At 64.4% G+C, this 12,027-nt stretch carries 13 protein-coding genes and 1 pseudogene; 8 read left to right on the top strand and 6 right to left on the bottom strand.

The genetic code is table 11. The features are described from left to right. From ACOJTD_RS07010 to ACOJTD_RS07000, 3 genes are all read left to right on the top strand, one after another. Nucleotides 1-817: ParA family protein (locus ACOJTD_RS07010; protein ID WP_420132199.1), on the top strand; the 817-nt coding region annotated here is incomplete at its 5' end. Nucleotides 818-1,040: 223 nt separating this feature from the next. Continuing rightward, nucleotides 1,041-1,442, top strand: coding sequence for a hypothetical protein (locus ACOJTD_RS07005; protein WP_420132198.1), 402 nt, complete (start codon nucleotides 1,041-1,043; stop codon nucleotides 1,440-1,442). A gap of 156 nt (nucleotides 1,443-1,598) precedes the next feature. After that, nucleotides 1,599-1,964, top strand: a complete 366-nt coding sequence (locus ACOJTD_RS07000) for a hypothetical protein (RefSeq protein ID WP_254982738.1) — start codon at nucleotides 1,599-1,601, stop codon at nucleotides 1,962-1,964. A 191-nt stretch (nucleotides 1,965-2,155) separates the two neighbouring features. Here ACOJTD_RS07000 and ACOJTD_RS06995 read toward each other — a convergent pair whose 3' ends face one another. Next, nucleotides 2,156-3,253 carry an acyltransferase family protein gene (locus tag ACOJTD_RS06995; protein ID WP_420132197.1) on the bottom strand — a complete coding sequence of 366 codons (1,098 nt, stop codon included), beginning with the start codon at nucleotides 3,251-3,253 and terminating at the stop codon, nucleotides 2,156-2,158. Nucleotides 3,254-4,107: 854 nt separating this feature from the next. Between ACOJTD_RS06995 and ACOJTD_RS06990 the strand changes: the two genes are divergently transcribed. Then, nucleotides 4,108-4,884 carry a potassium channel family protein gene (locus ACOJTD_RS06990; RefSeq protein ID WP_420132200.1) on the top strand — a complete coding sequence of 259 codons (777 nt, stop codon included), beginning with the start codon at nucleotides 4,108-4,110 and terminating at the stop codon, nucleotides 4,882-4,884. A 210-nt stretch (nucleotides 4,885-5,094) separates the two neighbouring features. Further along, entirely contained in the window at nucleotides 5,095-5,385 is a 291-nt protein-coding gene (locus ACOJTD_RS06985) for a GNAT family N-acetyltransferase (protein WP_420132196.1), read from the top strand. 64 nt (nucleotides 5,386-5,449) lie between these two features. Here ACOJTD_RS06985 and ACOJTD_RS06980 read toward each other — a convergent pair whose 3' ends face one another. Then, the gene (locus tag ACOJTD_RS06980; RefSeq protein ID WP_420132195.1) at nucleotides 5,450-6,241 is read right to left on the bottom strand and encodes a fumarylacetoacetate hydrolase family protein; all 792 of its coding nucleotides are present in this window, start codon (nucleotides 6,239-6,241) and stop codon (nucleotides 5,450-5,452) included. 184 nt (nucleotides 6,242-6,425) lie between these two features. After that, nucleotides 6,426-6,818: a DUF3597 domain-containing protein gene (locus ACOJTD_RS06975; RefSeq protein ID WP_420132194.1), complete on the bottom strand. Its 393-nt coding sequence runs from the start codon at nucleotides 6,816-6,818 to the stop codon at nucleotides 6,426-6,428. A 420-nt stretch (nucleotides 6,819-7,238) separates the two neighbouring features. Between ACOJTD_RS06975 and ACOJTD_RS06970 the strand changes: the two genes are divergently transcribed. From ACOJTD_RS06970 to trmFO, 3 genes are all read left to right on the top strand, one after another. Then, entirely contained in the window at nucleotides 7,239-8,141 is a 903-nt protein-coding gene (locus ACOJTD_RS06970; protein ID WP_420132193.1) for a DUF2189 domain-containing protein, read from the top strand. Between the two features lie 475 nt (nucleotides 8,142-8,616). Then, nucleotides 8,617-8,769, top strand: a complete 153-nt coding sequence (locus ACOJTD_RS06965; RefSeq protein ID WP_378391455.1) for a DUF1127 domain-containing protein — start codon at nucleotides 8,617-8,619, stop codon at nucleotides 8,767-8,769. Nucleotides 8,770-8,905: 136 nt separating this feature from the next. After that, a complete protein-coding gene (trmFO, locus tag ACOJTD_RS06960) occupies nucleotides 8,906-10,351 on the top strand; it encodes a methylenetetrahydrofolate--tRNA-(uracil(54)-C(5))-methyltransferase (FADH(2)-oxidizing) TrmFO (RefSeq protein ID WP_420132192.1) in 1,446 nt (481 codons plus the stop codon). Between the two features lie 210 nt (nucleotides 10,352-10,561). Here the strand turns inward: trmFO and ACOJTD_RS06955 are convergent, their stop codons facing one another. The 3 genes and pseudogenes from ACOJTD_RS06955 to ACOJTD_RS06945 all read right to left on the bottom strand — a co-directional run. Continuing rightward, complete coding sequence (locus ACOJTD_RS06955; RefSeq protein ID WP_420132191.1) at nucleotides 10,562-11,419, bottom strand: phytoene/squalene synthase family protein; 858 nt, start codon at nucleotides 11,417-11,419, stop codon at nucleotides 10,562-10,564. Next, nucleotides 11,416-11,799 (bottom strand): Mth938-like domain-containing protein, encoded by a 384-nt coding sequence (locus ACOJTD_RS06950; protein WP_420132190.1) that lies wholly within the window; start codon nucleotides 11,797-11,799, stop codon nucleotides 11,416-11,418. The genes ACOJTD_RS06955 and ACOJTD_RS06950 overlap by 4 nt, the downstream gene beginning before the upstream one ends. 3 nt (nucleotides 11,800-11,802) lie before the next feature. Beyond that, nucleotides 11,803-12,027 (bottom strand): annotated as a pseudogene (locus tag ACOJTD_RS06945) (protein translocase subunit SecF); the annotation flags it as partial.

Raw genomic sequence — 12,027 nt, 5'->3', positions numbered from 1 at the left:
TGCTGAAAATAGCGACAGGCTATTTGTATTACCTGGACATCCGGACTTGTCCTCACTTGAGGGCCAAATTAGTCTGGCGCAAGAAACGCGCGGAACACTTTCAGTAACCAAAAATCTGCCGGGGGCACTCCATCGACTGATCGCTCTTGAAGAGGAGCGACACCAAATCGATTACAGTGTGATCGACATCAACCCCGGATTAGGGGCCCTCAATCAGAATTTCTTCATGATTAGCGATTCTTTCATTGTTCCCACCAATCCAGACCCTTTTTCTCTGATGTCCCTGAAGACGCTCGGCCTAGAGATTGAGAAGTGGGTCAACTGGAAGGCGACGTTTGGATCAGCATTTGCAGACGCAACGTATCCGCTTCCTGGCGGTGCTAACAAATTCCTCGGGGCACTTCACTCCCGATTTAATCGACATAAGAGCAAAGCGGCAGCTCGTTATCATGAGCGAATCTCATTAATTGATGACCGTATTGAGGGTGAGTTCGTCCCGAAACTTAGTTTGAATGGATGTCTTTTCTCGGCGGAAGCATATGATATCGCCTCACGAGTCCGTCTGCCGGAGGCTGCGCAAGACCCAGATAAGACACGTTTTTTCGCACTGGCACGCATACCTGATTTTGCTCAAATCACGCACATTGCGTCCGAGTTTGGCAAGCCGGTTTTCGGGTTGACTGACGGTGACTTGCGGGCAGCCGGAATTCAAGGAACTGTGAAGATCAGCGCCAAAGCGAACATCGAAACATTCGATGCTATCTTTAGTGCAATAAGCCAAAAAATCATGGCAATTATCAACCATGACAGAAGCTAGTATCAGGTTCGGCAAGCACATCGCAGAATCGCAAGTATGTCTTGCTACTTTCGACGCAACTCAAAACGATTTCGCGCTGAGACATGTTTGGATCATTTGCGTTTCGGCATTTGACCTATACATGACCGAACTAGTTTCTGAAGCAGGACTCAGATGGATCGACCGAACGCCACCGATCTTGACGGCCAATCTCCGTCAAGTCCAAGTTCCTTTGGAGCGCGTGATGGCAGTCGATCAGCTGTCCCCCACGGAAAAGCTGCTTTTCTATAGGGATCATGTGTATTCATCTGTTCAGTACACATCGTTCTACAAGCCGGACAAAGTATCTGAGGCGCTTAGCTACATATGGATGTGTCAGGGGAAGGAAAAATGGGCCAGAATTGTTAACCGAATGAAGGCGCTTGGACGCTATACCTCTCGCAATGAGCAGGACATTCGTAACGAGCTATCTTTAATCGGTGATAGACGCGATCTGATTGCCCACTCAGTTGATAAACTCCCTGGCGCTCAAGTGCCAAATCCGGTGAGCCGAGACGACGCAGCTCGCGTTATCCAGTTCATGGCCGACCTCGCCTCCGCGATAGATGAGGAGACCGAGTCGCAGCTAAAAATGACTGCTGCGTAGCAGCCAGGGTAGACCGGATGAGCGAAGCGATACCCGGGGCCTCGGCGCTCCCCGCATGTCGCTGCGCTCATGCGGGCTACCGGCCGCGACCGCGCACCCCCGCACCGCACCCGAATGTGTCTCGCCCTCCCGCCCCCGCCCGTCTACACTCCCCCCATGACCCGCCTCACCTCCCTCATTCTCGCCGTCGCGCTCGCGCTCGTTCCCCTCGCCGCCTCGGCGGCTTCGCACAAGAAGGCCAAGCGGGCGCAGAGCAATGGCCTGCCCGGCTATGTGCAGCCGCCGAGCAATTCGGTGCCGTTGTTCATGCAGAAGCTCAACCGCGAGCAGCTCGCGATGATGCACCGGCGGCCGTGGTACATCGACCGGACGCCGGAATATTATCGCTGGAACGGCGGCTGGAGCGGCGAATGGCGCTATCTCGGCCGGCCGGGCTTCTATCGCGGCCGCTACAATGGCGGCAGCATCGGGCCGTGCTGGACGCAGACGCCGATCGGCCCGGTGTGGAATTGCGGGCAATGAGGACGGCCAGCGAGCCCGCGATTGGCCGCATCGATGGCCGGCTCACTCGTTTCTGATTGTGACAGACCCAGTGGCCTCGAAAGATGGGCCGCAAGCACCTTTGCCGCATCCTTCGAGGCGCGCGACGCGCGCACCTCAGGATGACGATGCTGCGCTCGAGAAATGCGCCGCTCTCATCGCGATGACGCGCTCTAGACCAGCTTCCGCCCGAGCCGCATCATCGGCATTTCGAGCCAGCGGAAGCTGAGCAGCCCTACGACATTGGCGGCGATCAGGCAGGCGACCAGCAGCACCGCTTCGTAGCCGACGCCGCCGAACGGCAGCACCACCATGGCGTGGCCGATCGCCGAGGCGACCAGCACGTGCGCCAGATAGGTCGAATACGACGCGTCGCCGAGGCGCAGTATCCACGCCGGCAGCGCCAGGCGCTGGTGCAATTCCAGCCCCGCCACGCCGTACACGATCGCCGCGCAGGGCAAGCCGATCAGCACGATCCGCAGCCACAGGCCGTGGCCATAGGTGAGCGACATCCGGTCGGACGTGAGGCCGATGCTCGCCATCAGCGCGGCGGCGCCGAGCGCCAGCACGACCGCCGGATAGCGCGCGCCGAACCGCCGCAGCGCGAGCGCGACGAGCACGCCGCCGATGAACTCGAAGGTGAGCGGATTGACCGCCAGCGCCAGCACCGGAAACGCCGCCGCATTGCCCGCCTCCGCCGGCATCAGCAGCCACACCGCGCCGATCAGCGCCGACCATCCGGCGATCGCGGCGACGTAGGGCAGCCGCAGCGCCAGGATCAGCGCGAACACCACATAGAAATAGGCTTCGTGGATCAGCGTCCAGCCGACCGCGAGCAGCGGAAACGTGCTGCCCGGGATCAGCAGATAGGAGCGCCAGATCGACGGCGCCTGGTCGAGCGCGCTGTTGACCCATTGCGGCTTGATCAGCGACGCGACCAGCACGAGCGTGGTGTAGAACCAGTATGGCGGCAGGATCCGGATGGCGCGCGCCGCCGCGAAGCTGTGCCAGCTCCGGCGCGTCAGCGACGCCATGATGAAGCCGGAGATGACGAAGAACACATCGACGCCGAACACGCCGCCGTCGAACCAGCCCGGCAGCAGCGCTGCGCCGTGATTGTACTTCTTCTCGATCACCGTGAGATGCGCGAGCAGCACCGCATTCGCGGCGAGCGCCCGCAGCGCCTGGATGCCGTCGAACTTCGTCGCGGCGTGCGCGGTCGCCGCGGCCTTGGTGGTGGGGCGCAACGGCAGGGTCAGATCGGCAGGCATGATGATGGCGGCGGCTCGCTGCGGCGTCGTAACACGAGCTGTGCAAGCGCCTTACCTGGATACTGTACCGAGGCGGCGGTATCCTGACAATGCCGCGCCGGCGGAGCTCCGTGCGAACGGACGCTCCGCAGTCCCACGCGGGTGTCCATCGCGCCCGCTTGACAGGACTATAAACCTGTGACTATAGTCCGCGTGTCCCGCCTCGCTGCGAGGGGCGTTCGCGATCGTCACGGACGCGGGGTGGGATGCGGTGGACGGGAGAGGCGTTCTGGCCTCCGATCGCCTCACGGGTAACCGTGGCGCGTGAGCAGGGGTCGACGACCCGCGCAGCTCCCGGACGGCCAAAGTCGCGATATCCCGGCGCATCGCCTTGCGCAGGGAGCAGCGCCAAGCCGTGCCCGCCCCGAGGTGCCGGCCGCCGACCCGACAAGGCGGTGGCCTCATCTCGTCCGGCGAACGCGGACGGTGCGTCAGCCTCCCACAATGGTGGATCACCCAGGACCGCCCACCAGGGGTCTTCGTCGAACCAGGCCGTTAAAACCACCGCGTGCGGAACGCCGGGTAACTCCGGTGTGACCGTGGTGACTACACTCGTGTGCTTTTGTTTGTTGCACACGAGGCCGCGGGTGCATCGGGCACCCGGCGTTCCGCACGCCCTCGCATCTCGAGGGCGGAACGTTCACCGCAAACCCCGGGCGCAACGCGCCGCGGGAACGGAGGGGTGTGCGTGACGTTCATTCGCGGCGATGACCACCACCGACCAGCCCGCCAGCGATGCCGCGCCCGGCCCCGGCTTTGCCGAGCGCCCTCCGCACCGGCTTGCGTCGGCCGCCCGGCCCGGCCACAACCGCGCCATGACGCTGCATGACCTCCGCGCCGGCGTGCGCCAGCTCTACGAAGGCGCCTCGCCGCGCGGGGTGGCGTTTCGCTATGGGCTGCTGGCGTTCGACATCGTCACGGTGCTGTTCATCGTCGGCACCTCGTTCGTGCCGGCCAACGACGTCGTCGAGACTCTCGACACGGTGTTCGGCGCGCTGATCCTGATCGACTTCGCGGCGCGGCTGTATGCCAGCCGGCGGCCGCTGCGCGAGTTCGGCCGGCTCGCGACCTGGACCGACATCGTCGCGATCGTGTCGTTCCTGGCGCCGCTGACCGGCGAAGCCGGCGGCTTCCTGCGCATCCTGCGCACGCTGCGGCTGCTCCGCGACTACCAGATGCTGGCGCGGCTGCGCAGCGACAGCCGGTTCTTCCGGCGCAACGAGGAAGTGGTGATCGCCGTCGCCAATCTCGCGGTCTTCATCTTCGTGATGACGGCGCTGGTGTACGAGACCCAGCACTTCCGCAATCCGCAGATCGCCAACTACGCGGATGCCTTGTACTTCACCGTGACGGCGCTGACCACGACCGGCTTCGGCGACATCACGCTGCCGGGCACCACGGGGCGAATGATCACCGTGGTGATTATGATCTTCGGCGTCACGCTGTTCTTCAATCTGGCGCGGGCGCTGATCAGCCCCAACAAGGTGCGCTTCCCCTGCCCGACCTGCGCGCTGCAGCGCCACGATGCCGACGCGGTGCATTGCAAGGCGTGCGGCACCATCCTCAACATTCCGGACGAGGGCTTGGTCTGATGCAGCACCCTCGCGCGCCTCAGGGATTTCCCGTATTGCGTCCGGCGTCTCCCTATGGCTTGAACAGCCGTGCCATCCACTGCGCTGTGCATTGCAGCCGTGACTGCCTTGCAATGCCGCACCACCCTTGACATGACCTCACGCGACAACACCTGAGAGCCACGGCACTGCCGTGGCGGGCAGGCAATATGGAAGATAAGGGGAGACGCCATGAGCGGGACCACGACCGCAGCCGACGTGCGCGACAACAAGGCGCTGAATCGGTTCGAACTCGACGCGCATGGTGAGATCGCGTTTGCGAATTATCGCCGCACCGGCGGCCGCGTCGTCATCACCCACACCGAGACTCCGCCGCCGCTGCGCGGCCGCGGCATCGCCTCCAACCTGGTGCGCGGCGCGCTCGACCTGATCCGCGCCGACGGCCTCAAGGTCACCGCCGGCTGCGGCTTCGTCGCGGACTATCTCGACAGCCATCCGGAATATGCCGACCTGACGCGGTGAAGTAACTCTGTGCCCCGGACGCCGCGCAGCGCGCCGCGTCCGGGACACAAGCGCGGAGGTTGTCTCAGACGATCTTGATCGACAGGTCCGGCAAGCCGTCGAGCTTGGCGAGCAGCACGTCGCCCTTCACCACCGGCCCGACATTCTCGGGCGTGCCCGAATAGATGATGTCGCCGGCCTTCAGCTCGAAAGCCTCCGACAGCTTGGCGATCTGCTCGGCGACGCTCCAGATCATCTTCGACAGATCCGAATTCTGCCGGACCGTGCCGTTGACCGCGAGCGAGATCGCGCCCTTCTCGAAATGCCCGGTCTTGCCGACCGGATGGATCGGCCCGATCACCGCGGCGTGGTCGAAGCTCTTGCCGATCTCCCACGGCTTCTTCTGCGCCGACATCCCGTTCTGCAGATCCCGCCGCGTCATATCCAGTCCCAGCGCGTAGCCGTAGACGTGGTCGAGCGCCTTGTCGGCCGGGATGTTGGTGCCGCCGGATTTCAGCGCCGCCACCAGCTCGACCTCGTGGTGATAGTTCTGCGTCAGCGATGGATACGGATGCTCGGCGGTTTGGCCGACCGCAACGTTCTGGATCGCGTCGGTCGGCTTCTGGAAGAAGAACGGCGGCTCGCGGTTCGGATCGGAGCCGCGCTCGATCGCATGCGCCGCGTAGTTGCGGCCGATGCAATAGATCCGCCGCACCGGAAACACGCCACCCTCGCCCGCGATCGGGATAGTGATCGTCTCGATGGCGAAAATCGGTTGCGCCGCGGGCGCGGCCGCTGCGGGCCGGCTGTCGATCGCGGAGCCTGCGAGCGCGAGCGCGCCACTGGCCAGCACGGTTCGGCGGTCGAGCGTGGTCATGAAGTCCTCCCAAAGTGTCTGTCGTTCCGCCCGGCTTCTTGTTGTCCGGGCGGCGTCACCACAGCATCAAACCCCGCCGCGTGCCAGATCTTCCGAGCAGGGTCGGAGAAGATTTCCGGCGCCGCGCGGCGGCAAGAAAAGGCCCGCCGAGGCGGGCCTTCCAAAGACAGTCGAGTGTATGAGCTCAATGCTTGATGTCGGCCGGCAGCTTGCCGCCGTTCGCAGCGAGCTTGGCCATCACTTGCTTATGCAGCCAGATGTTCATGCTGGCGCTGTCGTTGGTGTCGCCGCTGAAGCCGAGCTCCTTGGCGAGTTCCTTGCGGGCCGACAGGCTGGAGTCGATGTCCAGCGCCTTCATGAGGTCGACGATCGACGTGCGCCATTCGAGCTTTTCACCCTTCGCAGCCACGGCCTTGTCGAGGATCGGCGCGACGTCGACGGTCTGCGCTGGCGAGGTCTGAGCAGGTGCGGTTCCCGCGCCCGCTGTGGTGGTGTCGCTCGCACTCGGGGCGGTTGGCGATGCGGCATCGGCGCTGCTGCCGAAGATGGCGCTCATGATCTTGCCGAAAATGCTCATACGTTCTCCCATGTTGGCCGGAGCTGGCGACGATCCGCACGCTCCGGCTTGAAAGCCTAGCCGCTCCCCGTGACCTTGCCAAATATGGCAGTGCGATGAATACCCACGTGACCCGATCACAGATAGAACTAATCAATTTCTGCAGCGCATCCACCGCGGTGCGCGATCGTTGCGCTGCATGTGCACAACTAACTAACCGCGAGATCGATCCATCCAAGCTCACCTAAGCGTGAGCAGGCGGCGACGCCGAACCGCGTTAAACTTCGCACACAGGTCGCGGCAAGTTCAGGTCAACAAGACCAGATCGTTCTGCTCTCGCGTCTGGTGCGTTGGTCCCGATCGTTTCCGCGAACCAAGCCGGCCCGCCGGTTTCGGCGCAAGAGCCGGTTCGCAACATGTACCAACATGGGAGAAACGAACATGGCGACGATCTACCCTGTCGATATTCCCGGATCCGTTGCGGCGCGATCGGCCGAGCCGATGGTTCATCGCCTCAGCTTCGCCGACCTGTACGACGCCCTGCGCCGCGGCTGGGAGGATTTCAAAGCGGTGCCGAGCCACGCCATCATGCTGTGCGTGATCTATCCGGTGCTCGGTCTGGCGCTTGCGCGCCTCGTGCTTGGTTACTCCGTCTTACCGCTGTTGTTTCCGTTGGCCGCCGGTTTCGCGCTGATCGGCCCGTTTGCGGCGCTCGGTCTGTACGAGATGAGCCGTCGCCGCGAGACGGGAGAAGACATCTCGGCTTGGCACGCCTTCGACATGCTGCGTTCGCCGTCGTTCGGCGCGATGCTCGGGCTTGGTGCGATCCTGCTCGCCATCTTCGTCGTGTGGATCGCGACGGCCCAGGCGATCTACGTGTCGGCATTCGGCTACGCGCCGGCTGCCGCGATCCCCGACTTCGCGACCCGCGTGCTGACGACCCCCGAGGGATGGATGCTGATAGTAGTCGGCTGCGGCGTCGGCCTGCTGTTCGCGATCGCTGCGCTCTGCATCAGCGCCGTCTCGTTTCCGATGATGCTCGATCGGCAAGCCGGGATCGCCGAGGCGATCGCGACCTCGCTGCGTGTCGCCGCTCGGAATCCGCTACAGATCGGTGCCTGGGGGCTGATCGTCGCCGCGCTGCTGGTGCTCGGCTCATTGCCCGCCTTCCTGGGGCTCGCGGTCGTGGTCCCCCTGCTCGGCCATGCCACGTGGCATCTGTACCGCCGCGCGGTCGAACCGTCCGCTAGCGGACCACGCACCCGTCCATCCCGCCGGATCCGGCGGTCAGCCGCCGACTTCCCGGCAACTCTGCTGCAGTGGAAGCCGCGCAACGAGGTCTGAACCCCAGAACCATCACTCCGGAGACGAGGTGCCGTTTCGTGCGCCAATGCTCCGGAGCGATTGTGCATTGCGACAGATCAAATTAGCCGGCCGTATGAATGCGAGTTCACTATGCGTTTAAGGCATATGATCGGATCGGATTGTTCCGAGCCTTTAACCAGCTTGGCGTCGCCCCCGGAAAATTCCTTCCGGTTTTTCCAGCTTCGGGCTTTCTAAAAAGGCACTTTGGTACCGCGCTTCTGCACTATAATGCTGAATTGAGCCGTATGTGATCGAAGCGTGATGCTCCAACGACATAACTCAGGCGCCTCTCGGCTGCGCCGAAACGGTTAATCATTCCTTGTCAAAGGTATGCCAATATCGCTTAGCTGCGGTGCAACATTTTCGCTGCTGGTTTTGACGAGTCAGCCCTATATTCCGATCAACGGTTCGGCCCCTTCCGAAGGACTGAACCGCGGCACAAGGAGACTTCGTCATGTTGCTTTCGCTTATTCGCGCCCTTCGCGCGTTCCGCGACTATCAGCGCAACCTCGCTGAACTCTCGCAGCTCAGCGATCGCGAACTGGCCGACATCGGACTCGACCGCTCGGATATTCCGCGCGTGGCGTCCGGTCACTATAACGGCTGACCGTCCGACCGACCTGTTCACGGCCAGCGCCCGCAGTATTGCGGGCGTTGTCGCGTCTGGGCCTCTTCGACCGCGGTGACGCGGTCAGGAGGCGAAACGCATTTGACGGGGTGCTGAAACGCGCTAGCTGTAGCGCATGACCAGCACCACGCTTCCCACCTCCCCGCTCCAGCCCATTCACATCATCGGCGCCGGCCTCGCCGGATCCGAAGCCGCCTGGCAGGTGGCCCGCGCCGGCGTGCGTGTCGTGCTGCACGAAATGCGGCCGCATCGCTCGACCGAAGCGCACAAGACCGACAGCCTCGCCGAACTGGTCTGTTCCAATTCCTTCCGCTCCGACGACGCAGCCAATAATGCGGTCGGCCTGCTGCACGCCGAGATGCGCAAGCTCGGCTCCCTGGTGATGCGCGCGGCCGACGCCAATCAAGTCCCGGCCGGCGGCGCGCTGGCGGTCGATCGCGACGGCTTCTCCGCGGCGGTGACCAAGGCGCTCGCCGAGCACCCGCTGATTGAGATTCGCCGCGAGGAGATCGACGGCCTGCCGCCGGAGGATTGGGACAACGTCATCGTCGCCACCGGACCGCTGACCTCGGCGCCGCTCGCCGACGCGATCCGCGCGCTGACCGACGAATCCGCGCTGGCGTTCTTCGACGCGATCGCGCCGATCGTGCATCGCGACTCGATCGATATGTCGATCGCCTGGTTTCAGTCGCGCTACGACAAGGCCGGCCCCGGCGGCACCGGCGCCGACTATCTCAATTGCCCGATGACCCGCGAGCAGTACGACGGCTTCGTCGACGCGCTGATCGCCGGCGAGAAGGTCGACTTCAAGGATTGGGAAAAGGACACGCCGTATTTCGACGGCTGCCTGCCGATCGAAGTGATGGCCGAGCGCGGTCGCGAGACGCTGCGCCACGGCCCGATGAAACCGGTCGGCCTCACCAATCCGCACAATCCGACGGTGAAACCCTACGCCATCGTCCAGCTGCGCCAGGACAACAAGCTCGGCACATTGTTCAATATGGTGGGCTTCCAGACCAAGCTCAACTACGGCGCCCAGCAGCGCGTCTTCCGCACCATCCCGGGATTGGAAAATGCTGAGTTCGCAAGGCTTGGCGGACTACATCGCAACACGTTTCTGAACTCGCCGAAGCTGCTGGATGGCAGCCTCCGGCTGCACGCGGCGCCGCGGCTGCGCGTCGACGGCCAGATGAGCGGCTGCGAGGGCTATGTCGAATCCGCCGCCGTCGGCCTGTTCGCCGGCCTCGATTCTGCGGCCGATGCGGTCGGCACGTCGCTCACCGCGCCACCGCCGACCACGGCGCTCGGCGCCCTGCTGGGCCACATCACCGGCGGCCACATCGAAACCATCGACGCCGGCCCGCGCTCCTTCCAGCCGATGAACATCAACTTCGGCCTGTTCCCGCCGCTCGCCAACCCGCCGACCAAAGGCCCCGACGGCAAAAAGCTGCGCGGCCCTGAGAAGTCGGTGGCCAAGAAGCAGGCCGTGAGCGCCCGCGCTCTCGCCGACATGGACGGCTGGATTGCCGAAGCCCTGCCACGCACGGCGGCGGCTGCGTAGCGTCGCTCCACCATCTCTCCCCCCGTGTCCCGGACAAGGCGCCGCGCGCAGCGCGTCGCCGCAGATCCGGGACCCCGGTTCTGCGCCAGCAACACCGCACGCGCCGCGATCTGAGGCAAGCCAGAGAAAACCGGGGCCGCGGATATGTGGCGCATCCGCCGCCGAGCGGCGGCTGCGCCTTGTCCGGGGCACGGGGTTAGACGAAACGTCTCAGCGGAAGCTGCGGGAGCGCGAGGCCTTCCACAACGTCCACAGCGTCTTCAGCCGTGAGCGCTCGAACGGGGCGAACAGGTCGGTGTCGGCCTGGGCCATCAGGTCGAGATCGCGGCGGGCGAGCGCGAGTGGCAGGAAGGCCCGACGGGCTGGCGTCGGTGCTTCGGCGAGCATCTGTTGGGCAGCGTCGAGATGCTTCAGCGCGACGGCGATCAGGTCGTTGAGCGCCTGGCGGAGCGCCGGCGTCTCCTTACCCGCATAGGCGTCGGCCTCGTTGCTGCTGTGGCGCGCGAGCAGTTCGAGCGGCAGAAACAGCTGCCGACGCGACGCATCGTAAGGCAACCGCGCGATCGCACGCGTTAGACCGAGCGCCATGCCGGCGTGCCGGGCGAGATGATCGATGGCGCTCGAGCCCTGATCGACGATGCGTGCCGCCAGCGACAGCAAGGTGCCGTCGGTGTCAGCCGCGTAGGCTTCCAGCGCCGTCACGTCGGGCATCGGGTCGTTGTAAAGGTCGAAGAAGTGCGCCTCGATCAGCTGCGACAGCGCCGCGACCGGCAGCGCGTGCTGGCCAACCGCGCGCAGCAGTTCGGCCGCAACAGGATTGCCCTCGACACCGCCATGGCCGCTGCCGGCCAGCATGTCGATCCACCATTGCAGCCGGATCTCGCCGGGCAGCGGCTGGCTGACCTGTTCGCGGATGCGGACGATTTCGGTGTTGAAGGCATACAGCGCCAGCAGCGAGCGCCGCGCCTGCGGATCGACGAAAAGCGTCGCGGCGTAGCGGTCGAAATCGGCGCCGCGCACCAGAGCGGCGCAGAACGCCGCATCGGCGTCGCTGCCGGGCTCGCTCATGGCACCGCGATCAGCGCGGCCGCGACCCGGCGGCGTTCGCCGATCATGATGTTGTAGGTGCGTACGGCGGGTCCGGTCTGCATCGTATCCAGAACGATGCCAACGGCGCGAAGTTGCTCACGCAGCGGACGCGGCGCGATCCAGACGTCGGTGCCGGTGCCGATGATCAGCGTCTCGATCGCATTCGTATTGTCGAACACGCGCTGCAACGAATAGCGGTCGATCTGGTCCGGTCGCGTGACGTCCCAGCCCCACACCGCATCCGGCAGAAACAATAACGAGCCGACGTGCGACATGTCGCCGAAGTAGAACCCGCCTTTGCCGTAGGCGTCGACCGACGCCGTGCGCGGAAAATGCGGGATCTCGGAGCGGTCCGCCAAAACTCAGCGCTTCCCTGACTTGCCGGCCTTCGCGGGCTTCTTCGCCGCCGCCGGCGCAGCTGCGGGGGCAGCGACTGCCGCGGCCGGCTCCGGCAGCTCCGGCTGATCGTCCGGCGTGTCGAGACGGTGGGTGCCGACGCCGAGATAGATCAGGATCGGCGCGGCGATGAAGATCGACGTGTAGGTGCCGACCAGCACCACGCCGAAGATCATCACGGCGGTGAAGGA

The organism is Rhodopseudomonas sp., from assembly GCF_048594845.1.
Classification (GTDB): Bacteria; Pseudomonadota; Alphaproteobacteria; order Rhizobiales; family Xanthobacteraceae; genus Rhodopseudomonas.
The sequence above is the reverse complement of the archived record's forward strand: the minus strand, read 5'-3'. Positions and strand labels throughout refer to the sequence as shown.